Origin of the sequence: Pseudomonas sp. SG-MS2, assembly GCF_009933855.1 — a bacterium.
GTDB lineage: Bacteria > Pseudomonadota > Gammaproteobacteria > Pseudomonadales > Pseudomonadaceae > Aquipseudomonas > Aquipseudomonas putida_E.
This window is the reverse complement of record NZ_MOMO01000090.1, coordinates 1-14,115: the sequence shown is the minus strand read 5'-3', so window position 1 is coordinate 14,115 and position 14,115 is coordinate 1. Positions and strand designations below refer to the sequence as shown.

Here is a 14,115-nt window from a genome sequence, read left to right as displayed (position 1 = left end):
TGTGTCGCGAAGGGCCGCAAAGCGGCCCCAGGATATCAGCGGCGCCACCGATATCCTGGGGCCGCTTCGCAGCCCTTTCGCGACACAAGGCCGCTCCTACGGAACCTGTGAGGCCTGCTCAGCCCACCATCGGCACATGCCGAGGATGCGCGGCCACCCGCTCCAGCCAGGCTCGCACACCCGGGTACTCGGCCAGGTCGAACCCACCCTGATGCGCCACATGGGTGTAGGCATACAACGCCACATCGGCAATCGAATATTGCTCGCCCACCAGGTACGGCGTCATCTGCAACTGCCGCTCCATCACCCTCAATGCCTTGTAGCCGCCCTTGTGCAGCTTGCGGTATTCGTCCACGCGCTCGTCAGGCAAACCCAGGTAAAACTGGATGAACCGCGCCACGGCGATGTACGGCTCATGGCTGTACTGCTCGAAAAACTGCCACTGCAGCACCTGGGTACGCAAACGCGGCTCGCTGGGCAGGTATTCGCTACCATCGGCCAGGAAATTGAGAATGGCGTTGGACTCCCACAGGCAGGTGCCGTCCTCGAGCTTTAGCACCGGCACTTTGCCATTGGGGTTCATCGCCAGAAATTCGGGCGTTTCGGTCCCCCCCTTGAGGATATCCACCGGATGCCATTCATAAGGGCGGTCCAGCAGGCTGAGCATCAGCTTGACCTTGTAACAGTTGCCCGACTGGTAGTCGCCATAGACTTTGTACATCGCCCCTCCCTCCCATGCAGTTGCGCATTCGTGCCCAATAGTTGGCGACTGTACGGCTAAAAGCAATGCCCGCTGTATGGCAAGGATCAACCCGACGCGCGTTAGTCTGAAAAAACTGCTTACACATGGACAAGGACTTACCCCATGACCGATGCCACCTCCGCACGCCTGCGGCCCCTGGCAGACAGCTCAACGTCGGCCGTCGTCGCCGGCTTCATCGCCATGCTCACCGGCTACACCAGCTCGCTGGTGCTGATGTTCCAGGCTGGCCAGGCTGCGGGCCTTTCCACGGCGCAGATCTCGTCGTGGATCTGGGCCCTGTCCATCGGCATGGCGGTCTGCAGCATCGGCCTGTCGCTGCGCTACCGCACGCCGATCACCGTGGCGTGGTCGACGCCCGGGGCTGCGCTGTTGATCACCAGCCTGGGCGGGGTCAGCTACGGCGAAGCGATCGGTGCTTACATCACCTGTGCCGTGCTGGTGCTCATCTGCGGCCTGACCGGCAGCTTCGAACGCCTGGTCAAACGCATCCCGGCATCACTGGCCTCGGCATTGCTGGCCGGCATCCTGTTCAAGATCGGCAGCGAAATCTTCGTCGCAGCGCAGCACCGCACGCTGCTGGTGCTGGGCATGTTCTTCAGTTACCTGCTGGTCAAACGCCTGTCGCCGCGCTACTGCGTGCTGGCAGCGCTACTGGTGGGCACAGCGCTGTCCGGCGCACTGGGTTTGCTGGACTTCAGCAGCTTCAGGCTGGAAGTGGCCACACCGGTGTGGACCACGCCCAGCTTCTCGCTGGCCGCGACCATCAGCATCGGCATTCCACTGTTCGTGGTGGCCATGACCTCGCAAAACATGCCGGGCGTTGCCGTGTTGCGCGCCGACGGTTATCAGGTACCGGCTTCGCCATTGATCTCAACCACCGGCTTTGCCTCACTGCTGTTGGCCCCGTTCGGCTCGCACGGCGTCAACCTGGCGGCCATCAGCGCAGCGATCTGCACCGGGCCGCATGCCCATGAAGACCCAAGCAAGCGCTATACAGCGGCAGTGTGGTGCGGGATTTTCTACGGCATTGCCGGGGTGTTCGGCGCCACGCTGGCGGCGTTGTTCGCTGCGTTGCCCAAGGAGCTGGTGTTGTCTATCGCGGCATTGGCGCTGTTCGGCTCGATCATGAATGGCCTGACGGTGGCCATGAGCGAGGCGCGCGAGCGGGAGGCAGCGCTGATTACCTTCATGGTGACGGCGTCGGGCTTGACCTTGTTCTCGATCGGGTCGGCATTCTGGGGGATTGTGGCGGGGGTGGTGACCCTGCTGATTCTCAACCCGCGCAGGGCCTGACCGAAGGGGTGCCGTACCGGCACCATCGCCGGCAAGCCGGCTCCTACAGTTACACCACATGCCTTGAAATCAGTGGGGTTCCTGTGGGGGCCGGTACAAACGATCACAAACGAAAATGCCCCACCATCCCCTTAAGGTCACTGCCCAACTGCGCCAGCTCGATACTTGACTGCGCATTACCCTGCATTGCCAACGCCGCCTGATCGGCACTGCCCCGAATCTGCGTGACACTGCGGCTGATCTCTTCAGCCACCGAACTCTGCTGCTCTGCCGCCGCGGCAATCTGCTGGTTCATCTGCTGAATCAACGACACCGCCGCCGCAATACTGCCCAGGGCGCTTTCGGTTTGCAGCGCATCGGCCACCGCCAGGCGCACCAGGTCGGTACTGCCACGGATCTGCGCCACCGACTGCTGGGCATTGCCGCGCAGGCTGGCAACCAACCGCTCGATCTCCTCGGTAGACTGGCGGGTACGCCGGGCCAGCGCCCGCACCTCATCGGCCACCACGGCAAAACCACGCCCCTGCTCGCCCGCCCGCGCCGCTTCGATGGCGGCATTGAGCGCCAGCAGGTTGGTCTGCTCGGCAACGCTCTTGATCACTTCCAGCACATCGCCAATGGTGTGGATCTCGGCGCTCAGGCTGTCGATACCGGCGCTGGCCGCATCCGCCGCCGCCGCCAGTTGCTCGATACGCTGCATGCTCTGGCGCACCACCACCTGGCCCGAATCGACCTTCTCGTCAGCGGCCTGGGCCGCCAGTGCCGCCTCTTCGGCATTGCGCGCCACATCGTGCACGGTGGCGGTCATCTGCTGCATGGCGGTCGCCACCTGCTCGGTCTCCTCCTTCTGGCTGCCCACTTCGCGGTTGGTCTGCTCGGTTACCGCTGACAGCGCCTGGGCACTGCCAGCCAGTTGCTCGATACCCTGCTGCAGGCCGCTGACGATGCCCGACAGCCCGGCAGACATCTGCTGCATGGCCTGCATCAACTGGCCCACCTCATCGTTGCGCGCAGCTTCCGCGTCCAGGCTCAACTCCCCGGCAGCGATGCGCTGGGCACGGCCAATCACCCGTTTGAGCGGGCCGACCACCGCCCGCGTGATCAACCACCCCGCCAGTACCCCCACCAGCAGCGCCAGGCCGGTTGCCAGGGCGATGGCCACGGCATTGCGCGTCAGCTCAGCCTGCATCGCCTGCTCGTCCGCCGCATAGGCCTGATCGACCCGCTGCGTAGCCTGCTCGGCACGCGCCTGCAGTTGCGCCTCGATACCGTGCTCTTTGCCGAGCAGGTCGGTGTATTCGTTGAGTTTGTCGGAGAAGCTGGCGATATGCCCCTGCACCTCGCCCAGCACGCTCTGGTAGCCCGCATCGCCGACCGCCGCCTTGAGCTGCTCGACCAGCCCTGCCGCCTCAACTGTCTGGGCGATGCGCCCTGCGGCTGCGCCCTCCTCGCCTTTGCGGCTCTGGTCCAGGCGCACGCGTGCCTCGTCCATGGCCTGCAGCATCAAGCGTGATACCTGGGCCACCTGCGCAGCCTGCTCCAAAAACTCCCCGCCTTGCTGGCCTTGTGACTGCTTGAGCGTGTAGGTGCCGTCATCGGCCAGGCCGGCCTGCAGTACATCGAGGTTGTTGGCCACGCTGGAGACCGACCAACTGGCCATGTCCAGCGCCAGCTCCTTGGCCTGCACCGCTTCGACAAAGGCTTCGAAGGCCTGGCCATACGCCGCCAGGTCCGCTTCGGCCGCCGCCAGTGCCGGCAGGCTACGGGCGCGCTCGCTGAGGTTGTGCAGGCCGCTGCGCAGGGCCTCGGCCTCCTTGATATCGGAGCGCAGGGCAAAGGCCTGTTCGTGCTGGCGCAGCTTGAGCAGGTCGGTATTGAACTGGCCCAGCTGGCGCAGGCCACCGAAATGCTGGCCGACGCTGTACAGCGCGGCAATGCCGATGGCTGCCACCGCCAGGGTCAGCAGCAATACCAGGGCAAAGCCCAGGCCCAGCTTGCGGGCCATGCCCAGGTTGGCCAGAAAACCCTGCCTGCTCGCCTCCATACGCCGCCCCCTTGCTCTCAGAGTTTGCAAAGGCCAAGCGTGGCAACGATTGCGTTGAACTCACAAGGGCTTGAGGGCGCAATAGTGTCAAATAGCTATGAGCGTGTCGTAATCAGCTTGTTGAAGGTCGCCCTGCATGTGAAAGAAAGGCCAGAGCACGGGAACCCTGCCCATGAGCGACATCGATGCGCAAACGGGCCGGGGCCGGTGAGCACGTCACCGGAAAATGACCCGCCCAAGCATCATTTGCAGATGACGATCATGCTACGGCTGGTATAACCCGCAGGGTTTATGCCGAACAGGAAGTCCCCTTCCTCCTCATCGTCACTGGTCGAGCGGGCGACAACTTTGTAACCACGGGCCCCACAGGACTGCGCCGCCTTGCTATAGCACTTGTCCCACGATGACGAGAGGCCCGAGCAATTGATATGCAAGCCCTTGCGGCCTTTTCTCATCTCGGTCTTGGCAGTTGCCGCGCACCCAGCAATCGCCAGGATGGCCAAGAACAAAACTAAGCGTTTCATTGCTGTCCTTAAATGAAATGAAGTGTCTTCATCGTAAGACCGGTCACCAACGATCCAGTTCTTGCCCCAACCCTATCACAGAGAAATCAAACGCCGTACCATCACCCTGTCGGCGCAGGGCCCTTTTTCAAATAGCCGTGGCCCCACCATCCACCGTCAGGCTGTGCCCGGTAGTGAACGCTGCCCCATCACTGCACAGGTACAGCACCGCACTGGCGATTTCCTCGACCTTGCCGATGCGCCCGACCGGGTGCATTGCGGCGGCGAACTCGGCCTTGCGCGGGTCGGCCTCGTAGGCGCGGCGGAACATGTCGGTATCGATCACCGCCGGGCACACCGCATTCACCCGGATGCGCTTTTTGGCATATTCGATGGCCGCCGATTTGGTCAGGCCGATCACCGCGTGCTTGGACGCGCTGTAGATGCTCATCTTAGGCGCCGCGCCCAAGCCTGCCACCGAGGCGGTGTTGACAATCGCCCCGCCGCCCTGGGCCAGCAACAGCGGCAGCTGGTACTTCATGCACAGCCACACCCCTTTGACGTTGACGCCCATGATGGCGTCGAACTCTGCCTCGCTGCCCTCGGCCAGGCGGCCCTGCTCGATTTCGATACCGGCATTGTTGTAGGCATAGTCCAGGCGACCGTAGGCCTGAATGACCTGCTCATGCAGCCGGCGCACATCAGCGTCACGGGTCACGTCACAGGCCACGAACAGCGCCTGGCCACCGGCCTCGTTGATCAACGCCACGGTGCCCTCACCGCCGACCGGATCGAGGTCGGCCACCACCACCTTGAGCCCCTCACGGGCAAACGCCAGAGCCGTTGCCCGGCCGATACCCGCCGCACCGCCAGTGACCAGTGCTACCTGGCCGGAAAAGGTCATGCTCATCGAATGCTCCAATCATGGGTGCAACAAAGCGCAATTTTTTTAATGTGGGAGCCGCGCTTGCCGGCGATCGAGCGCGCAGCGCTCGCCCCGGCCTGCAGGCCTTTCTCAATGCCCGAAACAAAGGGCCATTCCACAGCCCATCGCCAGCAAGCACGGCTCCCACAAATGGTTGCAGCAGCCTTTGGCTTCTGCGCTCAGAGTCTAGTCAGCCTGCCAACCCACTGGGCAGCATCATCAAGCCAGCGGTTGGGCTATCATGCCTACCAGTGATTTTGCAGACCTGTTGTCATCACCACGTTAAATTGACCCCTCTGCTCCTGCCCACAAGGACTCCGCCATGACCCAGACCAACCGCCGCTTCCTGCTGGCCAAACGCCCGACCGGCGCCGTGCGCCGTGACGATTTCACCTTCGAGACAGTGCCCGCCGATGCCCCCGCCGAAGGCCAGATCCAGGTACGCAACCTGTACCTGTCGCTGGACCCAGCCATGCGCGGCTGGATGAATGAAGGCAAGTCGTACATCCCGCCCGTGGCACTCGGCCAGGTAATGCGCGCGCTGGGCGTAGGCGAAGTGGTGGCCTCCAACCACCCCGACTTCAAACCCGGCGACCATGTCAGCGGCGCCCTCGGCGTGCAGGACTACTTCACCGGCGAACCCCAGGGCATGCACAAGATCGACCCCAACCTTGCCCCCCTGCCCCGCTACCTGTCAGCCCTGGGCATGACCGGCATGACCGCCTACTTCGCCCTGCTCGACGTCGGCCAGCCAAAAGAGGGTGACACCGTGGTCATCTCCGGTGCTGCCGGCGCCGTAGGCAGCATCGTCGGCCAGATTGCCAAGATCAAAGGCTGCCGCGTCGTCGGCATTGCCGGCGGCGCGCAGAAATGCCAGTACCTCAAGGATGAACTGGGGTTCGACGGCGTCATCGACTACAAGGCCGAAGACGTGCTGGCCGGCCTGAAGCGCGAATGCCCCAAGGGCGTTGACGTGTACTTCGACAACGTCGGTGGCGAGATCCTCGACGCCGTGCTCACCCGCATCAACTTTAAGGCCCGCATCGTGATCTGCGGGGCGATCAGCCAGTACAACAACAAGGAAGCAGTCAAAGGCCCGGCCAACTACCTGGCGCTGCTGGTAAACCGTGCGCGCATGGAAGGGTTCGTGGTGATGGACCACGCCAAGGAGTATGGCAAGGCCGCGCAGGAAATCGCCGGCTGGCTGGCCAGTGGCAAGGTCAAGAGCAAGGAGGATGTGGTGGAGGGGCTTGAGACATTCCCAGAAACCCTGCTCAAGCTGTTCAGCGGGGAAAACTTTGGCAAGCTGGTGTTGAAGGTTTGAAAAAAAGGGGCCGCCTGTGCGGCCCCATAACATATTTCCATGTTAAGTATCGTTAAGAACTTGTAGGAAAGATGTGAAAAAACTGTAGTATTAAACGCCAATATGTATGGCTCTTTGATACTACAAGGAACGAGGGTGTGGTTGGCGATTCACAGATCTGGCAAAACGAGTATCCCCATACCCTGCGCCATCGCAGCACCACCCTGCATCTTCAGGCCCCCATTGCCGCACACACCCGGCAAGCTTTCGAACGACTGATCGAGCAGACCGCCAGTGCCAAGCGGGTAAGCGCACCGCTCCCATGCCCCCAAAGCCTATTGTTCACCAAACGTGAAAAACTCGATTCGCTGAAAAAGAAGCTGCGCATGCAGCGTGGCCGGCCCAAGCGCAACGGCATGTATGACTGGTCCCTCGAAGAACTGATCAACACCCGCGAAGCAGCCAGGCGCGGTGCGCGAGTGCCCAGGCTGGTCGGCTATGGCTACAGCCGCTCCCGGTTCGGCCTGATGCAGGACTTTTTCCTCATCACAGAATTACTGAGCGGGCACGAGGACGGGCTGGCAAAAGTGCGCAAAAAGCCAGAGGCCGTGCACGGGGTGATCGCGGCAGCGTTCGAACTGCTGCATGCCCTGCACTGCCAAGGCGTCACGCACATGGACCTGTGGGCAGCCAACGTCATGCTCCCGGAAAAAGGACAAGCGCAGGCCATCGACCTGGAAAACAGCTTCTCCGGGCCCACGGCCTACCCGAGCGAAACCTTGGGTTTTCAGTTCGGCTTTTTCTACTACCGAGAAATTTACCGCTATATAACCGAAGCGGACTATGATGCTGCGGTAGAATACGCACTGGCCGAGTACTTCCCTGATGTGCAACGCGCCGCCTTCAACCGGGTGTACGCGCTTGCCAAGCATGAGGAAATCGGGCGCCTGGAGCGCCGCGAAATCTTCACCAGCGGTGTACTCGAAAGTCGTTGGTAGAGCGCCATGGCTACCCCAGACTTCATAGAGTAGAAAATGATCAAGATCACCCAGAACATCGAATGCTCCAACGCCGCCCCGTTCGTGCTGTTTGGCGGTATCAACGTCCTTGAGTCCGAGGACCTGGCCCTTACCGCCTGTGCCGAATACGTGCGGGTAACCGAGAAGCTGGGCATTCCTTATGTGTTCAAGGCCAGCTTCGACAAAGCCAACCGTTCCTCGATCCACTCCTACCGTGGCCCAGGCATGGAAGAAGGCCTGCGCATCTTCGAAAAAGTAAAAGCCGAGTTCGGTGTACCGATCATCACCGACGTGCACGAGATCTACCAGTGCGCCCCGGTGGCCGAAGTGGTCGACGTGCTGCAGCTGCCTGCCTTCCTGGCCCGCCAGACCGACCTGGTGGTGGCACTGGCCAAGACTGGCAAACCGGTGAACATCAAGAAGCCGCAGTTCCTGAGCCCTTCGCAGATGCAGAACATAGTGCAGAAGTTCAAGGAAGCAGGTAACGACCAGTTGATCCTGTGCGACCGCGGTACCTGCATGGGCTACGACAACCTGGTTGTGGACATGCTGGGCTTTGGTGTGATGAAGCGCACCTGCGATGACCTGCCGATCATTTTCGACGTAACCCACGCCCTGCAGAACCGTGACCCTTCGGGTGCTGCTTCTGGTGGCCGCCGTGAGCAGGTGGTTGACCTGGCCCGTGCCGGCATGGGCGTTGGCCTGGCTGGCCTGTTCCTGGAAGCCCACCCGAACCCGGACCAGGCCAAGTGCGACGGCCCAAGCGCCCTGCCGCTGGACAAGCTGGAGCCGTTCTTGGCGCAGATCAAAGCGCTGGATGACCTGGTGAAGTCGTTCCCGCCGCTGGTTATTGGTTGAGTCGCTTTTACGTGATTTGAATGGGCCGGTACGCGCGAGTGTACCGGCCCTTTTTGTTGGGATTCAGGGTTTGGCTTGGGTATTGCGGCGTGACGGAAACCGAGTGCCCGAAGATTCTGTGACAGGCAGCCTCAGCCCCTCATCCCCAACTCAGCATCATCCATCAGCGCCTTGGCCATCGCGCTCAGGTAATGCGAAGCCCAGATCATCATCGGCTTCTCATCCATCAGCCCAACGATGGTCAGCTCGCGCACATACCCCATCAACTCCGAAGCCTGCTCACGGGCATCCTGGCAAGGTATACCCGGCTCGATGCGGAACAAGGGATGGCTCTGGTGCTCACCCTGAAAAAACGTGGTCACACCTGCTGTGACATGGGTAACGTCTGTAGTCATTGCCGTATTCCCCTCAATGCAGGCCGTTAGTACGTTCCAAGGCCAGCGACAGCGCATCCGACTGACCCCAGGCAATCTGCATGGCCCGCAGCCCGTTTACCATCAACTCACGGGTGGCCTCATCCTCGATCGCGTAGAGGGCCATGTGGCAGTGGTTGTAGGCCAGCATCAGGTAATGGGTGACGTTCATGACCACGTGATCGATCGGCACGATGCGCTCGCTGATGGCGCTGGAGAGGGTCTTGTCGGAGGGAAGGTCGAAATTATGGGGTGGATCGGGGACGATTTTTTTCATAGCAATTCCTTGAAGATTTCAGGAGCTGCCACCGCCGTTTCCACACGAAAGGCGGCAACTGTACACGGGGTGGAAATCCGGTCTTCAAGGAACCCCGGTAGGCCTGACGGCCTCCCGCATACAGCTGCCATTACGACAGACACTTGAAGATTGCCGGGTTTCCACACCCGCATCGCTGAACATCAGCGACCCATAAAGCCTAAAGGGCAGTGTTTCCAGGAACAATCAGACGCGTGTCGACAGAACGTGTAGGGTATTTCCTCAGACTGGGCGCCACCAGTCCTGATTCGTAGGAACCTTCTGAATCAACGAGTGGATATATGCCTCTCCGTATCCATCGCACCCTGCTCCACCATGCCTGGAGTATCCCTCGCATCCCCCTTCCTTTAGAATGACAAAGACCTGCATAAGATGCTGAATTGGCACCGTTTTGGAAAACGAGCAGCTAGTCTGCATAGAAGCGTCACACGACATGGATCAAAGCTAGGGGTTTGAAATGGTTTCTCAGAATCACGGCGTTACTGACACACCGTTGGTGACAGTGATCATCGCGTCCTACAATCACGCGCGTTACATCGAAGCCAGCATCAACAGCGTCGTCAACCAGACCTACAAGAACATCGAACTTCTAGTAGTGGACGATGGTTCCAAGGACGACAGCCCTGCAGTGCTCAAGCGGCTGCAGGCACAACACGGCTTCGATCTGCGCTTCCAGGCCAACCAAGGCCTGGCGCGAACCCTGAACGACGCGATTGCACGCGCCAAGGGCGACCTGATCGTGCCTTTTGGCTCCGACGACATCATGCTGCCCCACCGTATCGCCACCCAAGTGGAGTACATGCACGGCAAGCCTGAAGTAGGCATCTGTTCGGCCAACATCGAAACCATCGACCATGACGGCAAGGTGATGGGCGCGCGCGAACAGCGCAAACGCAACCTGCCCTTCCGCCGCCTGGACTTCGACGACCTGTGGCTGGACCGCAAGCCAGGCCCCATGGCTGCCACCCTGATGCTGCGCCGCAAGGCCCTGGAGAAGGTCGGTGGCTTCAATGCCGATATCCGCCTGGAAGACGTGTACATCGAACTGTCGATCGCACGGGCCGGTTACTTCATCGACGTGCTGGGCGAGGTGCTGGCGCAGTACCGCGACCACCCGACCAACACCTTCAAGAACGGCCGCTTCATGGTCGACAACGTGCTCAAAACCTACGCCCACTTCAAAGACCACCCGCAGTACGAGCAGGTGTGCATGAAGTTCCGCAACTCCATGGTGCTCAAGTACGCCAACCGCGACAAGCAACTGACGCGGGAAATCCTGGCTGATATCCCGCTCAAGTACTGGAACAGAAAGACCTTGCGTGGCCTGTGGCGGCTGCTCTGGTCTTAAGCGGGCTTTTTACCGGCCCGGTGTATCAGCCACTGGGCGTAGACCACGGCCATTGGCATCCAGATCAGGAACCAATGCTCTTTCGGGCGTGACATGAAGGCGCTGCCTTCGGTCAGCCCTGACGCAAAGCCGAAGATCAGCCAGGTTGCCGCAAGCGTAACCCCTGGGTGCTGGCGGTAAGCCCAGCAAAAGCGCATGGCCAGGCCGTAGAGCACCAACCAGAGCACCAAGCCCACGCCCCCACCGGCATACAGCACGCCCAGCTCGATGTTGTGGGGGTCGGCCAGCGTCTGCTCAAGGCCTGGAATGATCACCGTCATCGGGGCGTCGTAACCATGGCCAAACCAAGGGTGCTCACCGATCTGACGCAGCGATTCCATCCAGATTTCGGGGCGGTAGGACACGCCACGCTGGGTGATGGCTTCAGGGTAGAACACCGCAACCCCGACCAAGGCCAGGGCCACGGCCGCCATTGCGATCAAGCCGTGGCGCCGGTCACCCACGATCAGCAACCAGCCCAGTGCAGCCGCCAGCCCGATCAACGGCGTGCGCGAGCCCGTGGCCAGGATGGCCATGCCCAGTACCGCCAGGCAGGCAAGTGCCAGGATGTTGAGCGCGCCGCGTGTCTGGAACCAGGTCGCCAGCCAGATGGCAGCGAACGCGCCGAACACATGGGCAGTCAGCAAGGGGTTATAGAGTGCGCCGTAGCCATCCAGGCGCCCACCCTCAGCCGCCTGCCAACCCAAGAAGTAGATCAGCGAACCACCAGCGGCCACTGCGGCAAACAGGGCAGCCAGGCGCACACACTGGTGCAGCTGCGCCGGTGACTGCAAGCTGATGAGGCCGGCCGACAGCAACACCATCGCAATGTACAAGGGCCGCTTGAGCAAGCTGCCGACCGAGTTTTCCGTGTCGGACCAGGCAATACTCAGCAGGGTGTAGGCAGAGAACACCAGGAAGGCAATGAACAGCGGGTTGCCAAACAACGCCTTGGCCTGCCGTGGCTGCAGGATCAGGACGATCAAGGTGGGCGCGGCAAGCAGCAGGTAAAAGAGCTTGTGATACAGCGAGCGGTCCCACGCCCAGAACATCCCGGTCAGCAGCGCCAGCCAGCCCAGCGGCAACACATAGCGCGTGATCATGCCTGCCCAGCGTTGAGCCGGCGACTGTAACGACACATCAATTGACATCTAGCATCCTCTGGCAAACGGGAATGTTCAGTGTGAGCCCTGCATTCCAATGTAAGGATCGTAGGGCTCGCTGAACGCCACCCAGGTTGAAAAGGTTGCTTTGAAGCGGCTGCAGGTATCAGCTGCGGATCTCAGCCACCACTGCTGCCAAGGCTTGGGCGGGGTCTGCCGCCTGGCTGATCGGGCGGCCGATCACCAGGTAATCCGAGCCGGCATCCAAAGCCTGGCGCGGGGTCAGAATGCGGCGTTGGTCATCTTGCGCGCTGCCAGCGGGGCGAATGCCCGGGGTTACCAACTGCAGCGACGGGTGCGCAGCCTTGAGCGCCGGCGCTTCCAGTGCCGAGCACACCAGCCCGTCCATGCCGGCCTTCTCGGCCAGTGCCGCCAAACGCAGCACCTGCTCTTGCGGTTCAATGTCCAGGCCGATGCCGGCCAGGTCTTCACGCTCCATGCTGGTCAGTACGGTCACGCCGATGAGCAGTGGCTGCGGGCCGCTGCGCTTGGCCAGCACTTCGCGGCAGGCCGACATCATGCGCAGGCCGCCGGAGCAGTGCACGTTTACCATCCACACGCCCATTTCGGCGGCAGCCTTCACGGCCATGGCGGTGGTGTTGGGGATATCGTGGAACTTGAGGTCCAGGAACACCTCGAAGCCCTTCGCGCACAGGGACTCGACAATGCCGGACGCGCTGCTGGTGAACAGCTCCTTGCCAACTTTAACCCGGCACAGGGCAGGGTCGAGCTGGTCGGCCAGTTTCAGGGCGGCGTCACGGGTGGGGAAATCCAGGGCGACGATCAGGGGCGTCTGGCAGGCGGACATGGTCGGGGTCTCTTGGCAAGTCGTAAACGGCGCGCATTGTAAACGAAGTGGCCCAGGCTTTGGGGCCCGCGGGTCACGAGATTTGGCCAGGCCACGCCCGGCTCCTATAATTGAACCAACGAATACGGCCATTGCTCAACATGCATACACGCCACGTTGTGTGCGATCACAGGAGATAACCCCATGCCTTGGTACGCCTGGCTGATACTCATCTTAGCCCTTGGCTCGATCGTGGGCGGGCTGATGATGTTGCGCGATACGGCGAAGAAGCTGCCCTTGACCGATGAGCAGTTGAAGAAGGTTCACGAGCGCAATGCCGAGGCGGATGCCAAGGATGCGCAGGACCGCTAGGGCTGGGCTATGGACCGAGCGCCGCGCGGGCGGCGCTCGAACTCAAGGGCGCTAGCATATTCAGGACGAGCTAGCGGAAGCCCACGCCCCTACTCCACCGTCAACTTGTCGCGATTGCGCTCGAGCAGCGCATTGCCGATGCCTTTGATTTCCAGTAACTCGTCCACCGACGCGAACGGCCCGTGGGCATCCCGGTAGGCGACGATCGCTTCAGCCTTGGCCTTGCCGATGCCGTTGAGCCCCTGCTGCAAGGTGATTGCATCTGCACTGTTCAAGTTCAGCCGGCCAGCTGCGGCCGCCGCTTGAGCCACCACAGGTGCCGGCTGGGCCATCATTGCGTTGGCCGCCGGCGCGGCGCTGGCCGCCATGGAAAGCCCAGCGAACAGTGGCAGGAACAGGTAGGAAAGAACGGTATTACGCATTGCGGACACTCCTTCGAGAAAGTTTACAAGGCAGCGTTTCCTTGGCTGCCCGGTAAAACTAACGCCTCGAAGGCCACTGAGAAAGCACGCTGATCAACCGATTGGTTACCAAATTCAACAGCTGACAGCACACAATGGCGTCAGCTGTAGGAAGGCGCCCAGCGCGTTGAAAGAGCAAGGCCAGGGCTAGCGGTCCCGGCGCTGCTGCTGGTAAACCCAGTCGACAATGTCACCCTCTGGCGAGTAGCCGCTGACCAGTTCGCGCAGCAGTTGCCGCACGCGGGTGAAGTCATCTTCGGCCACGGCCTTGAACAGCATGGCCAAGCGCTCGCGCAATACGTCCCAGCCGATGAAGTCTTCGTTGGCCGCCATGATCATCGGGTGCGCCGTTGGGGAGACGTCATCGCCAATCAGCAACTCTTCATAAAGCTTCTCGCCGGGCCGTAGCCCGCTGAACTCGATGGCAATGTCACCGTGCGGGTTATCCGGGCTGCGCACACTGAAGCCCGACAGGTGGACCATCTTTTCTGCCAGCTCGACGATTTTT

General features: G+C 61.4%; 16 protein-coding genes and 1 pseudogene. 6 read left to right on the top strand and 11 right to left on the bottom strand.

The genetic code is table 11. From position 1 onward, the window contains the following. Window positions 1-118: 118 nt before the first annotated feature. Window positions 119-721, bottom strand: coding sequence for a glutathione S-transferase family protein (locus BLX42_RS07450; RefSeq protein ID WP_161871474.1), 603 nt, complete (start codon window positions 719-721; stop codon window positions 119-121). Between the two features lie 144 nt (window positions 722-865). Here BLX42_RS07450 and BLX42_RS07445 point away from each other — a divergent pair, with 144 nt between their 5' ends. Beyond that, window positions 866-2,056 (top strand): benzoate/H(+) symporter BenE family transporter, encoded by a 1,191-nt coding sequence (locus BLX42_RS07445; protein ID WP_046786624.1) that lies wholly within the window; start codon window positions 866-868, stop codon window positions 2,054-2,056. Window positions 2,057-2,159: 103 nt separating this feature from the next. Here BLX42_RS07445 and BLX42_RS27175 read toward each other — a convergent pair whose 3' ends face one another. The 4 genes and pseudogenes from BLX42_RS27175 to BLX42_RS07430 form a co-directional block, all read right to left on the bottom strand. Further along, the gene (locus BLX42_RS27175) at window positions 2,160-3,023 is read right to left on the bottom strand and encodes a methyl-accepting chemotaxis protein (RefSeq protein ID WP_371926630.1); all 864 of its coding nucleotides are present in this window, start codon (window positions 3,021-3,023) and stop codon (window positions 2,160-2,162) included. Beyond that, window positions 3,021-3,245 (bottom strand): annotated as a pseudogene (locus tag BLX42_RS27170) (HAMP domain-containing protein); the annotation flags it as partial. The gene BLX42_RS27175 and the pseudogene BLX42_RS27170, both read right to left, overlap by 3 nt. A 1,097-nt stretch (window positions 3,246-4,342) precedes the next feature. Continuing rightward, a complete protein-coding gene (locus BLX42_RS07435; RefSeq protein WP_161871472.1) occupies window positions 4,343-4,624 on the bottom strand; it encodes a hypothetical protein in 282 nt (93 codons plus the stop codon). A 127-nt stretch (window positions 4,625-4,751) separates the two neighbouring features. Beyond that, window positions 4,752-5,513 (bottom strand): SDR family oxidoreductase, encoded by a 762-nt coding sequence (locus BLX42_RS07430; protein ID WP_046786626.1) that lies wholly within the window; start codon window positions 5,511-5,513, stop codon window positions 4,752-4,754. A gap of 337 nt (window positions 5,514-5,850) precedes the next feature. On the opposite strand from BLX42_RS07430, the gene BLX42_RS07425 reads away from it, so the two are divergent. The 3 genes from BLX42_RS07425 to kdsA all read left to right on the top strand — a co-directional run bounded on the left by BLX42_RS07425 (window position 5,851) and on the right by kdsA (window position 8,708). Then, window positions 5,851-6,852: an NADP-dependent oxidoreductase gene (locus BLX42_RS07425; protein ID WP_161871471.1), complete on the top strand. Its 1,002-nt coding sequence runs from the start codon at window positions 5,851-5,853 to the stop codon at window positions 6,850-6,852. 137 nt (window positions 6,853-6,989) lie between these two features. Continuing rightward, window positions 6,990-7,829, top strand: a complete 840-nt coding sequence (locus tag BLX42_RS07420; protein WP_046786628.1) for a lipopolysaccharide kinase InaA family protein — start codon at window positions 6,990-6,992, stop codon at window positions 7,827-7,829. Between the two features lie 36 nt (window positions 7,830-7,865). Beyond that, window positions 7,866-8,708, top strand: a complete 843-nt coding sequence (gene kdsA, locus BLX42_RS07415) for a 3-deoxy-8-phosphooctulonate synthase (RefSeq protein WP_012313334.1) — start codon at window positions 7,866-7,868, stop codon at window positions 8,706-8,708. Window positions 8,709-8,839: 131 nt separating this feature from the next. Here the strand turns inward: kdsA and BLX42_RS07410 are convergent, their stop codons facing one another. Further along, window positions 8,840-9,103 (bottom strand): DUF3077 domain-containing protein, encoded by a 264-nt coding sequence (locus BLX42_RS07410; protein ID WP_012313333.1) that lies wholly within the window; start codon window positions 9,101-9,103, stop codon window positions 8,840-8,842. Window positions 9,104-9,116: 13 nt separating this feature from the next. Next, window positions 9,117-9,398 carry a hypothetical protein gene (locus tag BLX42_RS07405; protein WP_012313332.1) on the bottom strand — a complete coding sequence of 94 codons (282 nt, stop codon included), beginning with the start codon at window positions 9,396-9,398 and terminating at the stop codon, window positions 9,117-9,119. Window positions 9,399-9,894: 496 nt separating this feature from the next. Here BLX42_RS07405 and BLX42_RS07400 point away from each other — a divergent pair, with 496 nt between their 5' ends. After that, window positions 9,895-10,785: a glycosyltransferase gene (locus tag BLX42_RS07400; RefSeq protein WP_046786629.1), complete on the top strand. Its 891-nt coding sequence runs from the start codon at window positions 9,895-9,897 to the stop codon at window positions 10,783-10,785. Here the strand turns inward: BLX42_RS07400 and BLX42_RS07395 are convergent. After that, window positions 10,782-11,975 carry an O-antigen ligase gene (locus BLX42_RS07395; RefSeq protein WP_046786630.1) on the bottom strand — a complete coding sequence of 398 codons (1,194 nt, stop codon included), beginning with the start codon at window positions 11,973-11,975 and terminating at the stop codon, window positions 10,782-10,784. The genes BLX42_RS07400 and BLX42_RS07395 overlap by 4 nt on opposite strands. A gap of 118 nt (window positions 11,976-12,093) precedes the next feature. Then, window positions 12,094-12,795 (bottom strand): orotidine-5'-phosphate decarboxylase, encoded by a 702-nt coding sequence (gene pyrF, locus BLX42_RS07390; protein WP_012313329.1) that lies wholly within the window; start codon window positions 12,793-12,795, stop codon window positions 12,094-12,096. Between the two features lie 183 nt (window positions 12,796-12,978). Here pyrF and BLX42_RS07385 point away from each other — a divergent pair, with 183 nt between their 5' ends. Continuing rightward, window positions 12,979-13,146: a DUF2897 family protein gene (locus tag BLX42_RS07385; protein WP_012313328.1), complete on the top strand. Its 168-nt coding sequence runs from the start codon at window positions 12,979-12,981 to the stop codon at window positions 13,144-13,146. Between the two features lie 89 nt (window positions 13,147-13,235). On the opposite strand, the gene BLX42_RS07380 is transcribed toward BLX42_RS07385, so the two are convergent. Together BLX42_RS07380 and BLX42_RS07375 are read right to left on the bottom strand one after the other, a co-directional pair. After that, window positions 13,236-13,568 (bottom strand): ComEA family DNA-binding protein, encoded by a 333-nt coding sequence (locus tag BLX42_RS07380; RefSeq protein WP_039602932.1) that lies wholly within the window; start codon window positions 13,566-13,568, stop codon window positions 13,236-13,238. Between the two features lie 186 nt (window positions 13,569-13,754). Further along, window positions 13,755-14,115, bottom strand: a 361-nt coding sequence (locus tag BLX42_RS07375) for a polysaccharide biosynthesis protein (protein WP_161871470.1), incomplete at its 5' end; no start/stop codon positions are given.